At 58.3% G+C, this 15,799-nt stretch carries 13 protein-coding genes; 10 read left to right on the plus strand and 3 right to left on the minus strand.

What is annotated here, in order from left to right; translation table 11 throughout:
- Nucleotides 1-41: 41 nt before the first annotated feature.
- Nucleotides 42-767, plus strand: coding sequence for an SIMPL domain-containing protein (locus tag ACP7BN_RS06480; RefSeq protein ID WP_426202573.1), 726 nt, complete (start codon nt 42-44; stop codon nt 765-767).
- 201 nt (nt 768-968) lie between these two features.
- Here the strand turns inward: ACP7BN_RS06480 and ACP7BN_RS06485 are convergent, their stop codons facing one another.
- On the minus strand, nt 969-1,325 hold the full coding sequence (locus ACP7BN_RS06485) for a DUF6124 family protein (protein WP_426202575.1): 357 nt from the start codon (nt 1,323-1,325) through the stop codon (nt 969-971).
- Between the two features lie 1,099 nt (nt 1,326-2,424).
- Here ACP7BN_RS06485 and ACP7BN_RS06490 point away from each other — a divergent pair.
- The 8 genes from ACP7BN_RS06490 to ACP7BN_RS06525 all read left to right on the plus strand — a co-directional run bounded on the left by ACP7BN_RS06490 (nt 2,425) and on the right by ACP7BN_RS06525 (nt 13,151).
- On the plus strand, nt 2,425-4,050 hold the full coding sequence (locus tag ACP7BN_RS06490) for an ABC transporter substrate-binding protein (protein ID WP_426202576.1): 1,626 nt from the start codon (nt 2,425-2,427) through the stop codon (nt 4,048-4,050).
- A 297-nt stretch (nt 4,051-4,347) separates the two neighbouring features.
- Nucleotides 4,348-5,946: an ABC transporter substrate-binding protein gene (locus ACP7BN_RS06495; protein ID WP_426202578.1), complete on the plus strand. Its 1,599-nt coding sequence runs from the start codon at nt 4,348-4,350 to the stop codon at nt 5,944-5,946.
- A 178-nt stretch (nt 5,947-6,124) separates the two neighbouring features.
- Nucleotides 6,125-7,501, plus strand: a complete 1,377-nt coding sequence (locus tag ACP7BN_RS06500) for an OprD family porin (protein WP_420647595.1) — start codon at nt 6,125-6,127, stop codon at nt 7,499-7,501.
- Between the two features lie 77 nt (nt 7,502-7,578).
- Nucleotides 7,579-9,174 carry an ABC transporter substrate-binding protein gene (locus ACP7BN_RS06505; RefSeq protein ID WP_426202581.1) on the plus strand — a complete coding sequence of 532 codons (1,596 nt, stop codon included), beginning with the start codon at nt 7,579-7,581 and terminating at the stop codon, nt 9,172-9,174.
- Nucleotides 9,175-9,247: 73 nt separating this feature from the next.
- Nucleotides 9,248-10,258, plus strand: coding sequence for an ABC transporter permease subunit (locus ACP7BN_RS06510; protein WP_042557626.1), 1,011 nt, complete (start codon nt 9,248-9,250; stop codon nt 10,256-10,258).
- 10 nt (nt 10,259-10,268) lie between these two features.
- Nucleotides 10,269-11,192 (plus strand): ABC transporter permease subunit, encoded by a 924-nt coding sequence (locus ACP7BN_RS06515; protein ID WP_426202583.1) that lies wholly within the window; start codon nt 10,269-10,271, stop codon nt 11,190-11,192.
- Between the two features lie 10 nt (nt 11,193-11,202).
- Complete coding sequence (locus ACP7BN_RS06520; RefSeq protein WP_426202585.1) at nt 11,203-12,171, plus strand: ABC transporter ATP-binding protein; 969 nt, start codon at nt 11,203-11,205, stop codon at nt 12,169-12,171.
- Complete coding sequence (locus tag ACP7BN_RS06525; RefSeq protein ID WP_426202587.1) at nt 12,171-13,151, plus strand: peptide ABC transporter ATP-binding protein; 981 nt, start codon at nt 12,171-12,173, stop codon at nt 13,149-13,151. The genes ACP7BN_RS06520 and ACP7BN_RS06525 overlap by 1 nt, the downstream gene beginning before the upstream one ends.
- Before the next feature lie 213 nt (nt 13,152-13,364).
- Here ACP7BN_RS06525 and ACP7BN_RS06530 read toward each other — a convergent pair whose 3' ends face one another.
- The gene (locus ACP7BN_RS06530; RefSeq protein WP_426202589.1) at nt 13,365-13,610 is read right to left on the minus strand and encodes a hypothetical protein; all 246 of its coding nucleotides are present in this window, start codon (nt 13,608-13,610) and stop codon (nt 13,365-13,367) included.
- 156 nt (nt 13,611-13,766) lie between these two features.
- Nucleotides 13,767-14,960, minus strand: coding sequence for an MFS transporter (locus tag ACP7BN_RS06535; RefSeq protein WP_426202590.1), 1,194 nt, complete (start codon nt 14,958-14,960; stop codon nt 13,767-13,769).
- 424 nt (nt 14,961-15,384) lie between these two features.
- Here ACP7BN_RS06535 and ACP7BN_RS06540 point away from each other — a divergent pair, with 424 nt between their 5' ends.
- Nucleotides 15,385-15,798, plus strand: a complete 414-nt coding sequence (locus ACP7BN_RS06540; protein ID WP_426202591.1) for a helix-turn-helix transcriptional regulator — start codon at nt 15,385-15,387, stop codon at nt 15,796-15,798.
- Nucleotide 15,799 lies beyond the last annotated feature (1 nt).

Here is a 15,799-nt window from a genome sequence, read left to right on the forward strand (position 1 = left end):
GGCCCCCGAACCATCACCTGCGCCCTCATCAAGGAGCTTTCATGCACACATTTCGCCGCAGCGCCGCCCTCCTCGCCCTGACCGTCGGCAGCGTCGGCAGCGTCGCCAGCCTTCCAGCCTTCGCCGCTGATGAGCTGCACTACAACCAGATTGCCCTGCGCGCCGAAGTCAGCCAGGAAGTCGCACGCGACCTGATGATCGTGACTCTCTACACCGAAGAGCAAAACACCGACCCGGCCAAACTCGCCGCCGACGTCAGCACCACCATGAACAAGGCACTGGCCCAGGCCAAGCAAGTCAAAGACATCACCCTGCGCCAGGGCAGCCGCAACAGCTACCCGATCTACGACACCAAAGGCCAGAAAATTACCGGCTGGCGTGAGCGCGCCGAACTGCGTCTGGAAAGCGCCGACTTCGCCGCCCTGTCCAAACTCACCGGCGAACTGCTGACCGACCTGAAAATGGGCGGCATGGACTTTGCCATCGCCGACCCGACGCGCAAAACCAGCGAAGACGCGCTGCTCAAAGAAGCCGTAACCGCCTTCAAAGCCCGAGCGCAACTGGCCACCGATGCACTGGGCGGCAAGGGCTACAAAATCGTCAACCTGAACCTCAACAGCAACGGCTACCCTCAACCGTACATGCGCGCACCGATGATGATGAAAGCAGCGGGCATGGATTCGGCCCCGGTGACGCCTGAAGTTGAAGCTGGTACCAGCCAGGTCAGCATGACGGCGGACGGCTCGATTGAAGTGTTGATGCAGTGATTTGATTTGGGCTGAATGAAAAACCGGCGATCAGAGAATGATCGCCGTTTTTTTTGTGCCTGGGATTTATGGTGAATGATCCGACGTCATCGCTGGCAAGTCGGATCGCCGCCCGCAGCTCCCACAGGATCAGCGCGTACTTCAAAATAGCGCATGACATTGTGGGAGCTGGCTTGCCAGCGATGAACGATGACGCGGTGGTCAGCCTTGTGGATCAACCCGATCCAGCGCCCGATTCACCGCCAGCTCGGCGAGCATGATGATCTGCTGAATCGCCAACACCGAATGCCGCTGCTCGCCGCTCAGTTCGTTGGCGAAATTGCTCGCCAGCGTACTGGCCGACGCCAGCGATTCACAGGCATGGGCGAGCAGGCTTTCGGTGTCGACGTTGGGGCGAACCATGAACATGGTACTCGGTGGGCTGGGTCGGACTGGATTGGGGCAGAGATAGAAATCGAGGGCGCGTTTGATGGCTTCGCGGTTTTTGGCGAGGTCTTCGGTGCGCAGGGCTTCTTCGAGTGGGGTTTCGAGGGGTGGGTCGGGTACGGGCTTGGTCATGGAGCATTTCCTTATGAATTTGCGCCATTCATTTCCGATCTCACTCGTGAAATGAGGTGGCAACTATGTACGGAGTGAGATTACCGGTAAGGAAACCAACCCGGCCGGACCGAAGTCCGCCCGCACATAGCCGCCATAAAGAACTGCCGACAGCATGAACTGGCGGCGATTATGGGGTGGCTTGCGCTGGTTTCCAAATTCAGTAACCGGGAATCTCACTTCCCGATCGCAGAGTCTTCTGCGACAACCCAAGACTAAAGACCGCACTTCCGACGGACAACCTGAAAACCTTGTGGGAAGGATCGCGCTGGATTGTGGAGATTTAAACAACTTCAAGAGCTGCCCTCACCCTAGCCCTCTCCCAGAGGTAGAGGGGACCGACCGAGGTGCCCACGAAAAATACGCAGACGTGGAATACCGAGGTGAATTCAGTTTTTGAAAAGCACAAGCCTGCTCAGATTTTGCCCTTACACCACTCAACAGGATGAGCGTTAGCTCGGCTGCAGCTCTTGATCTCAAGCGCCCATCGGCAGGCGGAGTGGAGGGATTCATTCGGGGTGGGAGCGCAGCGACCGTTTGGCGAAGCCAAACACATCGAGAGGAGGTGCAGCGCAGCAAACCGGAGGCGATGCCCCCGGATGAAACCCGGAGCGAAGGAACCCCGAGCCTAAGCGAGCGGGCCGAACGTCAGGGTAAAGACCTTTGGTTACTTTGGGGCGTTTGCCAAAGTGACCCGACCGTCAGGGCGGAACCATAAGCAGCCATACCGCTGCTACGGATCCCTCCCATATCAACCAACCCGGTACAACCCGATCCATACCACAGGTATAAATAAGTAACACCCAGCCCCAATCCAGCGCACACATCGTGACCAGCGCACCGTTTCAGGGCTTCATTTGCACCGTAAAAACCACCCGCAAACGGTCAAATGCGTCAGAACTTATACGGATGCGACATTAAGGTACGTTCGTGCCACCGATTGGCGCCCGCGACCGCTCTGGATCTTGCATTGGGTATGGCGCCTGCATAAGTATCCGCAGGCACGACTCACGAGGTCGTACCTCAAAACTAAAAAATGACAACAAATCATGAGGCCAACATGCTTAAACACGCGGTCATTCCGTTTTTAGTCGGCGCAGGCTTGTTAGCCTCCGCACCTTTCGCATCCGCTGCGACTAACCTGGTGTTCTGCTCCGAAGGGAGCCCGGCCGGTTTCGACCCAGGCCAGTACACCACCGGAACCGACTTCGACGCCTCAGCCGAAACCATGTTCAACCGCCTGACCCAGTTCGAACGCGGCGGCACCGCTGTGATTCCTGGCCTGGCGACCAAGTGGGACATCTCGGATGACGGCCTGACTTACACCTTCCACCTGCGTGAAGGCGTCAAGTTCCACACCACCTCGTATTTCAAGCCGACTCGTGAGTTCAACGCCGACGACGTGCTGTTCACCTTTAATCGCATGATTAACAAGGATGACCCGTTCCGTAAGGCGTACCCGACCGAATTCCCGTACTTCACCGACATGGGGATGGACACCAACATCACCAAGATCGACAAAGTCGACGAGCACACCGTCAAGTTCACTCTTAAAGAAGTCGACGCCGCGTTCATCCAGAACATGGCCATGAGCTTCGCTTCGGTGCAGTCCGCCGAATACGCCGCGCAACTGTTGAAAGACGGCAAAGCCGCCGACATCAACCAGAAGCCGGTCGGCACTGGCCCGTTCGTGTTCAAGAGCTACCAGAAAGACTCCAACATCCGCTACACCGGGAACAAGGACTACTGGAAGCCTGACGACGTGAAGATCGACAACCTGATCTTCGCCATCACCACCGACCCGTCGGTACGTATTCAGAAGCTGAAAAAGAACGAGTGCCAGGTCACCCTGTTCCCGCGTCCGGCTGACCTGAAAGCGCTGAAAGAAGACAAAGCGCTGAAGATGCCTGACCAGGCTGGTTTCAACCTCGGTTACATCGCCTACAACGTGATGGACAAGGTCAAAGGCAGCGACGAGAAAAACCCGCTGGCTGACCTGCGCGTGCGCCAGGCGATGGACATGGCGGTGAACAAGCCGCAGATCATTGATTCGGTTTACCAGGGCGCCGGCCAACTGGCCGTCAACGCCATGCCGCCGACCCAGTGGTCCTACGACACCACCATCAAAGACGCCAAGTACGATCCCGAGAAAGCCAAAGAGCTGCTCAAGGAAGCCGGCGTCAAGGAAGGAACCGAAATCGTCCTGTGGGCGATGCCGGTGCAGCGTCCGTACAACCCGAACGCCAAACTGATGGCCGAAATGCTCCAGTCCGACTGGAAGAAAATCGGTCTGAACGTGAAGATCACCAGCTACGAATGGGGCGAGTACATCAAGCGTTCCAAAGGTGGCGAGAACCAGGCGATGATCATCGGCTGGAGCGGTGACAATGGTGATCCGGACAACTGGCTCAACGTGCTGTTTGGTTGCGACTCGCTGAGTGGCAACAACTTCTCCAAATGGTGCGACAAGAAGTTCGACGGCCTCGTCAAGGAAGCCAAGCGCACTACCGATCAGGGTAAACGCACCGAACTGTACAAACAGGCACAACACGTCCTCAAGGATGCTGTGCCGATGACACCTATCGCTCACTCGACGGTGTATCAACCCATGCGCGCCAACGTGCAGGACTTCAAGATCAGCCCATTCGGCTTGAACTCCTTCTACGGCGTCAGCGTCAGCAAATAAGAAAAAAGCGGCAACGTTTTCAGCGTTGCCGCTTTTTTTCTGCCGAGAAGTTGGGAATTTGCCTACAACCTTTTCCGCCCGGTCTTACTGAGGCGCTTCAGGACGTGTTGCCTTTTCCTACGAGTCTTTAGGACTCTGCGCATTTACTGCCAGGCCCGCGGCCCCTACCGTCGGGTACTGACCAGTGACTGTGTGAGCGATCGGTTTGTTGTACGTATTGGTTTGAGCTCGATGCAGCTACCACATCCCTAGGAAGGGATCGCGGCGCATTGAAAACACTAAAAAAGAGGGAGCGTCATGCGCCATACCTTGGTTTTTTCCGCATTGCTGGGCGCCGGCCTGTTGGCCGCCACGTCCACGAGTTTCGCCGCCAGCGACAGCCTGGTGTTCTGCTCCGAAGGCAGCCCGGCCGGTTTTGATACCGCGCAATACACCGCCGCGACCGATAACGACGCCGCCGAGCCGATCTACAACCGTCTGGCCGAGTTCGAAAAAGGCGAGACCAATGTCGTCCCGGGCCTGGCGACCAGTTGGGATATTTCCGAGGATGGACTGAAATACACCTTTCACCTGCGTGAAGGCGTGAAATTTCATACAACCCCGTACTTCAAGCCGACCCGCGATTTCAACGCCGACGACGTGCTGTTCACGTTTAACCGCATGCTCGATCCGCAGCAGCCATTCCGTAAGGCTTATCCAACCGAATTCCCGTATTTCAACGGGATGAGCCTGAACAAGAACATTGCCAAGGTCGAAAAAACCGGGCCGCTGACCGTGGTCATGACGCTCAACAGCGTCGACGCCGCGTTCATTCAGAACGTTTCCATGAGCTTCGCCGCGATCCTTTCTGCCGAATACGCCGACGAGCTGCTGGCTGAAGGCAAGCCGAGCGACATCAACCAGAAGCCGATCGGCACTGGGCCGTTCGTGTTCAAGAGCTATCAGAAAGATTCGAACATTCGCTACACCGGCAACCCGCAGTACTGGGACCCGAGCCGCGTGAAGCTGAAGAATCTGATCTTCTCCATCAACACCGACGCGTCAGTGCGCGTTCAGAAACTGAAAAAGAACGAATGCCAGGTCACCGTTAATCCACGCCCGGCCGATGTGCCAGCGCTGAAGAATGACCCGAACCTGCAACTGATCGAGAAGCCCGGTTTCAACCTCGGTTACATCGCCTACAACACCCGCCACAAGCCCTTCGACCAACTCGAAGTGCGTCAGGCGCTGGACATGGCGGTGAATAAACAAGGGATTCTCAACGCCGTTTACCAAGGCGCCGGGCAGCTGGCGGTCAACGCCATGCCGCCGACCCAGTGGTCTTACGACGACACCATCAAAGACACCGTCTACAACCCGGAAAAAGCCAAAGAGCTGCTCAAGGCTGCCGGCGTCAAAGAAGGCACCGAGATCACTCTGTGGGCGATGCCGGTGCAGCGTCCGTACAACCCGAATGCCAAGCTGATGGCCGAAATGCTTCAGGCTGACTGGGCAAAAATCGGTTTGAAAGTGAAGATCGTCAGCTACGAATGGGGCGAGTACATCAAGCGCACCAAGAATGGCGAGCACGACATCAGCCTGATCGGCTGGACCGGGGATAATGGGGATCCGGACAACTGGCTCGGCACGCTGTACAGCTGCGATGCCATCGGCGGCAACAACTACTCCATGTGGTGCGATCCGGCTTACGACAAGCTGATCAAACAGGCCAAGGTCGTCACCGACCGCGACCAGCGCAGCGTGCTCTATAAACAGGCCCAGCAATTGCTTAAACAGCAAGTGCCGATCACGCCTGTCGCTCACTCGACGGTCAACCAGCCGCTGAGCGCCAAAGTCGAAGGGTTCAAAGTCAGCCCCTTCGGCCGCAACGTGTTCTCGGGCGTGAGCATCGATTAAACACCAAACCGATTAGCCGCAACCCTGAGGGGCCTGTCTAGCCCCTCACGCAAGCGCTTTGCCGAATTTCGCCCATCAGGCCTTTTGCAAACGTTTGCGGTGTGTGAATAAGTTCTAAACCAAATAGCCGGACAACCAAAAAAGACCGGTATAAAAAGAAAGTAAAGGAGCTTCACCCATGAAACTGAGCAGCACTGCGATACTGGCCCTGGCCATCAGCAGCATCACCGCCGGGGCCCATGCCGAGAGCGTCAGCCAGGACTTCGTGCCGACCCAACTGGCCAGCACCAGCGCCCAGTCGGAAGCCAAAGGCTTCATCGATGGCCAGAGCCTGTCGGGTTCGACCCGTAACTGGTACGCCAACGAAGAGAAAAAGCGCGGCGGCAACTTCAAGTACGAGCGCCACGGCGAAACCCTGACCGGTTCGCGCCGGATCAACTGGGTTCAGGGCACCATCCTCAACTACACCTCGGGCTTCACTCAGGGCACCGTCGGTTTCAGCACCGAAGTGGCGGCCTACAACGCCATCGCGCTGGATCGCAGCCGTGAAGACATCAAGGGCGGTTCCAACCGTACGCTGGCCCACTCCAACGGCGACGCCGTCGATCAGTGGAGCAAACTGGGTCTGGCCAACGTCAAGGCGCGCGTTTCCAACACCACGCTGACCGCCGGCCGCATGAACTTCAGCAGCCCGATCGTCGATGTGATCGGCAACCGTCCGCTGCCTTCGAGTTTCGAAGGTGTGGCGATCCACAGTGAAGAGTTCGACAACCTGTCGTTCGACCTGGCCACCTTCGACCGCGTGTCGCCACGTACCGAACAGAGCCTGTCGAAATTCCGCTCGGAATACACCAACAACGGCGCCGAAACCGACCACGTCAACACCGCCGGCGTGAACTATCAGCCGTTGAAGAGCCTGAAAACCAGCCTCTACGCGACTCAGGTTGAAGACTTCTGGAACCAGTACTACTTCGGCGCCACTCACGAACTGGGCGACAGCTCGGTGCTGAGCCTGACCACCGGCCTGAACTACTACAAGACTGTCGATGAAGGCAAACGCCTGATGGGCAACATCGACAACGACACCTACTCGCTGTCGTTCGGCCTGACGCACCAGGCACACTCGCTGACTTTCTCCTATCAGGAAGTGAACGGTAACGAGTACTTCGACTACCTGCACGAAACCAACGGCATCTACCTGGCCAACTCCCTGCTGTCGGACTTCAACGGACCAAACGAGAAGTCGTTCCAGGTGGCTTACGGTATCAACATGGCCGAATACGGCGTGCCGGGTCTGAAGTTCAACGCTTACACCGCTCGCGGCTGGGGCATCGACGGTACTCACTACACCGGCACTGCTTACGACGTGAATAGCATGGACGGCGAACATCACTACGAATACGGCATCGGTACTTCGTACGCCGTACAGAGCGGCCCGCTGAAAGCCACCACCGTACGCGCGACTTACACCACGCACCGCGCCAGCGAAAACCAGGCTGACGGCAGCATCAACGAGTTCCGTCTGGTGACCACCGTACCATTCAACATTCTGTAAAAACGCCAACCGACGGCTGACTCATGATGAGTCGGCCGTTCGGTTGTTTGTCTTCAACCGATTGCAGAGGGTTATCGATGAAAATGCTTCCCCTACGTGCGGCCGTCGCTGCCGCGTTGTTGAGCGCCGCCATCGGCGTCTCGGCCAAACCCTTGGTGGTCTGCACCGAAGCCAGTCCGGAAGGCTTCGATATGGTCCAGTACACAACTGCAGTCACAGCCGATGCGGTGGCCGAAACCATCTTCAATCGACTGGTGGACTTCAAGCCCGGCACCACTGAAATCGTCCCGGCGCTGGCAGATTCGTGGGAGATCAGCGAAGACGGTCTGACTTACACGTTCCACCTGCGCAAAGGCGTCAAGTTCCAAACCACCGAATACTTCAAGCCGACCCGCGACATGAACGCCGACGACGTGCTCTGGAGCTTCCAGCGTCAGCTGGACCCGAATCACCCGTGGCACAAACTGTCGAGCGTGGGCTTCCCGTACTTTGAAAGCATGGGCTTCAAAGAACTGCTGAAGAACGTCGAAAAAGTCGACGACAACACGGTCAAGTTCACCCTGACCCGCCGCGAAGCGCCGTTCCTCGCTGACGTGGCGATGCCGTTCACGGCGATCTACTCCGCCGAATACGCCGACCAGTTGCTCAAGGCCAACAAGACTGGCGACCTCAACAACAAACCGGTCGGCACCGGCCCGTTCATCTTCCAGCGTTACGCCAAGGATGCGCAGGTGCGCTTCAAGGCCAACCCGGAATACTTCCGTGGCAAGCCACCGGCAGACGCGTTGATCCTGGCCATCGCCATCGATAACAACGTGCGCTTGCAAAAGCTCAAAGCCAATGAGTGCCAGATCGCGCTGTATCCGAAGCCGGATGACATCCCGAGCATCAAGAAAGACAGCAACCTCAAGATTGATGAGCTGAACGCGATGACCGTTTCGTACATCGCCATGAACACCCAGCACAAATATATGAGCGACGTGCGCGTGCGCAAGGCGATCGACATGGCCTTCGACAAAGCCGCTTACGTCAACGCAGTGTTTGGCAAAGGCAACGCAACCGTCGCGGTCAACCCGTACCCGGACACGCTGCTCGGCTACAACCACGACCTGAAAAACCCGCCGCGTGATCTGGACAAGGCCCGCGCCTTGCTCAAGGAAGCCGGGGTTCCGGAAGGCACCACGTTCACCTTGTTCACCCGTAACGGCGGCGGTCCGACCAACCCGAACCCGATGCTCGGCGCGCAGATGATGCAGGCTGACCTGGCGAAAGTCGGGATCAAGATCGACATCCGCGTGATGGAATGGGGCGAAATGCTCAAGCGCGCCAAGGCTGGCGAGCACGACATGGTGTCGGCCGGATGGGCGGGCGACAACGGCGACCCGGATAACTTCCTGACGCCTATGCTCAGTTGCGAAGCGGCCAAGAACGGCGAAAACTACGCGCGCTGGTGCAGCGAGAAATTCCAGACGCTGATCGACGAAGCACGGGCTAAAGTAGATCCGGCCGAACGCGCCAAGCTGTATGAACAAGCCCAGGCGATCTTTAACCAGGATCAGCCGTGGATCAGCATGGCCCACACCCGTATGTTCACCGCAATGCGCAACAACGTAGAGGGCTATCACATCAGTCCTCTCACCACTAATAACTTCGCCACCACCCAGGTGAAGTAGATAAGAAACTCCCGGCCTCCCTGACCCCAGGGAAGCCGGGCACGCCTAACCGGCTGATGAGGTACCACACAAGATGTTTAGTTTTATTGCCCGCCGACTGGGGTTGTTGATCCCCACGTTTTTCGGCATCACCTTGCTGACTTTCGCGTTGATTCGCATGATTCCGGGCGACCCCGTGGAAGTGATGATGGGCGAACGTCGGGTCGACCCCGAAATGCACGCTCAGGCAATGGAACGCCTAGGTCTGAACAAACCGTTGTATGCCCAGTATCTGGACTACATCGGCAAACTGGCCCAAGGCGATCTTGGCGAATCCCTGCGTACTCGTGAGAGCGTATGGACCGAGTTCACCTCCCTTTTCCCGGCGACCCTGGAACTGTCCATGGCCGCCCTGCTGTTCGCCGGCATTCTCGGGCTTCTGGCCGGGGTGATCGCGGCACTCAAACGAGGATCCCTGTTCGACCACGGGGTGATGGGCATTTCCCTCGCGGGGTATTCGATGCCGATCTTCTGGTGGGGCCTGATCCTGATCATGTTCTTCTCGGTGAGCCTCGGCTGGACCCCGGTGTCCGGGCGCATCGATCTGCTCTATGACATCGAGCCACGCACCGGTTTCATGCTGATCGACACCTTGTTGGCCGACGACATGGGCGCGTTCCTCGATGCCCTGCACCACCTGATCCTGCCAGCCATCGTGCTCGGTACCATTCCGCTGGCGGTGATCGCGCGGATGACCCGTTCATCGATGCTCGAAGTGCTGCGCGAAGACTACATCCGCACCGCCAAGGCCAAAGGCCTGTCGCCGTCGCGCGTAGTGTTCGTGCACGGTCTGCGTAACGCGCTGATTCCGGTACTGACCGTGGTCGGCCTGCAAGTCGGCACACTGCTCGCGGGTGCGGTGCTGACCGAAACGATTTTCTCCTGGCCCGGCATCGGCAAATGGCTGATCGAAGCCATCGGCGCACGGGACTATCCGGTCGTGCAAAACGGCATCCTGTTAATCGCCTGCCTGGTGATTCTGGTCAACTTCGTGGTGGACATCCTCTACGGCTTTGCCAACCCACGCATCCGTCATCAGCGCTGAGATCATGACCATGACCACTCCAGCTTCAACTGCAAATCAAGCGGCAGCAGTCGATCAAAGCCTGCTGTATCCGTCCCCGTACAAAGAATTCTGGCAAGCGTTTTCCAAGAACAAAGGTGCCGTCGCCGGCCTGCTGTTCATGCTGCTGATCGTGTTTTGCGCGCTGTTCGCGCCATGGGTCGCACCGCATAACCCGAGCGAGCAATACCGCGACTTCCTGCTGACCCCGCCAGCCTGGCTGGAAGGTGGGCAGATGCAATTTCTGCTCGGCACCGATGAACTGGGCCGCGACCTGCTGTCGCGGCTGATTCAGGGTTCGCGTCTGTCGCTGCTGATCGGCTTGTCGTCGGTGGTGATGTCGCTGATCCCGGGGATTCTGCTTGGCCTGTTCGCCGGCTTCTTCCCGAAAATGATTGGCCCGACCATCATGCGTCTGATGGACATCATGCTGGCCTTGCCGTCGCTGCTGCTGGCTGTGGCGATTGTCGCCATCCTCGGCCCTGGCCTGATCAACACCGTGATCGCAATCGCCGTGGTTTCGTTGCCGTCGTATGTGCGTCTGACCCGCGCTGCGGTAATGGGCGAACTGAATCGCGACTACGTGACCGCCGCGCGCCTCGCCGGTGCCGGTCTGCCACGTTTGATGTTCATCACCGTGCTGCCGAACTGCATGGCGCCGCTGATCGTGCAAGCGACCCTGAGTTTCTCCTCGGCGATTCTCGATGCCGCCGCACTGGGCTTCCTCGGCCTCGGCGTACAACCGCCAACCCCTGAGTGGGGCACCATGCTGGCCTCGGCCCGCGACTACATCGAACGCGCCTGGTGGGTGGTAAGTCTGCCTGGCCTGACCATTTTGCTCAGCGTGCTGGCAATCAACTTGATGGGCGACGGCCTGCGCGATGCGCTGGACCCGAAACTCAAGAACGCCGCCTGAGGAGATTCAAATGTCACTGTTGGAAATCAAGAATCTCAACGTTCGTTTCGGCGACAAAACCGCCGTGCCGGTGGTTGATGGCCTCGACATCAGCGTCGACAAGGGCGAAGTGCTGGCGATCGTGGGCGAGTCCGGTTCGGGTAAATCCGTGACCATGATGGCACTGATGGGCCTGATCGAGCATCCGGGGATCGTCACCGCCGACGCGCTGAACTTCGACGGCAAGAACATGCTCAAGCTGAGCAACCGTCAGCGTCGGCAAATCGTCGGCAAAGACCTGGCGATGGTGTTTCAGGATCCGATGACCGCGCTGAACCCGAGCTACACCGTCGGCTTCCAGATCGAAGAAGTGCTGCGTCTGCACCTGAAAATGTCCGGCAAGCAAGCGCGCAAACGTGCCATCGAACTGCTGGAAAAAGTCGAAATCCCCGGCGCTGCCAGCCGTATGGATGCCTACCCGCATCAGCTGTCCGGCGGCATGAGTCAGCGCGTGGCAATCGCCATGGCTATTGCTGGCGAACCGAAACTGCTGATCGCCGATGAACCGACCACAGCACTCGACGTAACGATTCAGGCGCAGATCATGGACCTGCTGCTGGCGTTGCAGAAAGAACAGAACATGGGTCTGGTGCTGATCACTCACGACCTCGCGGTCGTGGCCGAAACCGCCCAGCGCGTGTGCGTGATGTACGCCGGTCAAGCGGTGGAAGTCGGTCAGGTGCCGCAACTGTTCGACATCCCGGCACACCCGTACAGCGAAGCGCTGCTCAAGGCAATTCCGGAGCACAGCCAGGGCGCCGAGCGTCTGGCGACGTTGCCGGGTATCGTTCCGGGTCGTTATGACCGTCCGCAAGGCTGCCTGTTGTCGCCGCGCTGCCCATACGTGCAAGAGAGCTGCCGCGCGCAACGTCCGACCCTTGACCCGAAAAGCCACAGCCTCGCCCGCTGCTTCTTCCCGCTGAACCAGGAGGTGGCGTAATGGCCGTCGTACTTACCGCCCGCGACTTGACCCGTCACTACGAAGTGTCCCGAGGCTTGTTCAAGGGCCACGCGACCGTGCTCGCCCTGAACGGCGTGTCGTTCGAACTGGAAGCCGGCAAGACCCTCGCCGTTGTAGGCGAGTCGGGTTGCGGCAAATCCACACTGGCGCGTGCCCTGACGCTGATTGAAGAGCCATCCTCCGGTTCCTTGAAAATCGCCGGGCAGGAAGTCTCCGGCGCCGACAAGGCTCAGCGCAAGCAACTGCGCAAAGACGTGCAGATGGTGTTCCAGAGCCCGTACGCCTCGTTGAACCCACGGCAGAAAGTCGGTGACCAGCTCGGCGAGCCGCTGCTGATCAACACCAATCTTTCTGCGGCTGAACGTCGCGAGAAAGTCCAGGCGATGATGAAGCAGGTCGGATTGCGTCCCGAGCATTACCAGCGTTATCCGCACATGTTCTCTGGCGGTCAGCGTCAGCGGATTGCGCTGGCTCGGGCGATGATGCTGCAACCGAAAGTGCTGGTGGCGGATGAACCGACCTCGGCGCTCGACGTATCGATTCAGGCGCAGGTGTTGAACCTGTTCATGGATCTGCAGCAGGAGTTCAACACCGCTTATGTGTTCATCTCGCACAACCTGGCAGTGGTGCAACACGTGGCGGATGACGTGATGGTGATGTACCTCGGTCGCCCAGTGGAAATGGGTCCGAAGAACTCAATCTACGAGCGTCCGCTGCACCCGTACACCCAAGCGCTGCTGTCGGCCACCCCGACGATTCACCCGGACCCGAACAAGCCGAAGATCAAGATCGTCGGCGAGTTGCCCAACCCGCTCAACCCGCCGCCGGGCTGCGCTTTCCACAAGCGCTGCCCGTATGCGACCGAGCGTTGCAGCACTGAAGAGCCGGCCCTGCGTTTGCTCGACAACCGGCAGGTGGCTTGCCACTACGCCGAGCAATTCCTCGACGGCGTGGCGTAAGCAGATCTGGGGAAAATGCAAAACCCTGTCGGAGCGGGCTTGCCAGCGATGACGTCGTGCCAGTCACCTGATTTGTTGACTGACATACCGCAATCGCGGGCAAGCCCGCTCCCACAGGGATGATGTTGAATTCAGAGATGGCGTGTTGAGCAAACCCCTTCTGTTTCGATTGCGCATCAATCGGGAGAGAAGGGGTTTTCTTTTGCCTGCAATCTAAGTCTGGCTGTCGCCTTCGTCCGGATCATCAGTAGTCGAATCGTCATCGTCAGCACTGCCACCCTGCCCCTGATCGCCCGGTTCGGATTCGGACTTGGCGAGCATCAACCCGCTGTTCTCCACCTGTCCGTTGAACGCCTGGGAATCATGATCCTCGCACTCGGCCCAAGCCGTCGCGGTGCCGAGGGACAGCATGACCATCACTTTCAACAGCAATAAAATTCGTAGCAACCTGCTTTTCATAGCCGACTCCATCCATTTTCAGGTAAGACATGCGTGCCGGACTGGCGCTGTGTGAAATCTAGTTCCGATCAGCCGGACTCACCACTTAGGACGCTGACGAGGGGGCAGAAATGCCGTCGGCGGACAGATTGCTTTCGAATAACGTCAATAACCGGATCAGCTAAGCGGGCGGGTGGCTTGCCACGTCAAAGGGATCGACATCAACAGCAGCGCAGTACTGGCCAGCCATACGCTGTGCCCGCCGAAATTGCCGTACAACTGACCACTGAGCACCGGAGACAGCAACGCGCTGGCACTCCAGCTCATGAAGAACAGGCCGAAGTACTGGCCGCTCTTGCCACGCTGGGCGAACTGCATCGCCAACACATTCAGTGGCGGCATGAACAGCGCCTCACCCAGGGTCCAGATCACCGTCGACAGGCAGACGAACGCCAACCCGGTACCGAACGGCAACATGCCCAGACCGCAGGCCAGCAGCACACTGCCCACCACCATTTGCCGCCGCGAGCCCCAACGCTCGCCCCAGTGCGACAGCGGAATCTGCAGCGCAATCACCAGCAGCGCATTGAGCCCGAACTGCCAGCCGATCGCCTCTGTACTTAACTGATAGTAATCACGCAGATAGTTGCCCAGCGTGCTGTAAACCGTGTCGAACGCGACGCCGAGCACGGCGGTTGCCGCCAACAGCCAGAGGAACGGCTTGTCGCGCAAAGGCGCACCTGAGCCAGTCACGCCGCCATCGGTTTTCTCCTCGACAATCAGCACCGGCCGCCGCCATGTGGTGCGGACAAACCACAGCAACGCCAGCAGCGTCATCGCCGCACTACCGAAAAACACCCAGCGAAAATCGCTCTGCGCCAACACCCCACCCGCCACCCCGGCGGCAGCCATGCCGAGATTGCGCGCCACCCGGCTCAACGCCTGCGCACGCGAGCGCTGCGCCACCTCGCAATATTCCATGATCAGCCGTTGATGCAATGTGCGAATGGCGCCATCAATGGTCCCGCTGAGCAACAGTAATACAGCCAGCAACGGCACCTGCGTCACCAGCCCCAGCAGAATCAGCACCCACACCGAAACGAAGAACAGCGCCGCCGTCAGCCGCGCCGTGCGCACATGATCACTGAGCCAGCCGCCGAGCATCGAACCGACCAGCAAACCCGCGCCGTACGCCGACAGCAACCAGCCAACCGTCTCAATCGCCAGGCCGAGTTCCTGACGCAGGTACAGCGCCATGAACAACTTGACCATGCTGCTCAAGCGATTGATGAACAGCAGCGCCGCGAGCACCCAGGCCATGGTGCTGAAATAGCCATCGAGGCGCAGCAGATGAGTAAGCCGCCCTTTCATCCCATTGATCCTTGCAGGCTGCGTGAACGTCGACACTAGTGGACTTCAGACGGGTTGTCGCCCGGACAATCAGTGAAAAGCAAATCCGGAGCCCACCCACGGAAGGCTCGGAAAAGGCCTACACATAGATCCCGCGCGGCGTTTTAAATTGCGCGTAGCATCTGCCGTACCTGGACCCACGCGTGGTCACGACTCACATTCTGATTCAGTGATCTGAACCACATATTTGAGGGAGGCAGAAATTCACCACCTCCACGAACCTATAACACAAACAATTATTTGCCTTACGCCGCATAGACAGGCACAAAACAAAAAATATTTTACTTATCGACCGAGAAAGAACACGATTAAAATTCAGACCAAAAACAAAAAATATTTTCTTTGATACCGCAATAAGGCAACAAAACAAAGGAAAGTTTGCTTTATGAGAATACAACGTCAAAGCGACGATGCGATCGCAGCCCAACTGGGCGAAGGGCTACGAGAGCGTCGCGTGCGTAAAGACATCACACAAGACCAGCTCGCCAAAAACGTCGGTGTCAGCACCCCTACGATTCAAAAGCTGGAAAAAGGTAAAGGCACCTTGCAGCTACTGATTGCAGTGCTCCGAGAGCTTGATTCTCTGGATCTTCTCTCGAGCTTGATCGAGCCTCCACGTGCGAGCCCGATTGCCGCAGCTCAGACGGGCAAAACAGGACGCGTTCGCGCGCTGGGTGCCGTGCGCACAAGCGATGGCCGGTTCCATGCCTACCACAGCACGCAACCGGGAACTGACCCACATAACAAAAGCAACAAACAGGGCACAGCAAGACCATTACTGATTCCAAGGAAGAAATGAC

Source organism: Pseudomonas sp. TWP3-1 (assembly GCF_049896625.1).
GTDB lineage: Bacteria > Pseudomonadota > Gammaproteobacteria > Pseudomonadales > Pseudomonadaceae > Aquipseudomonas.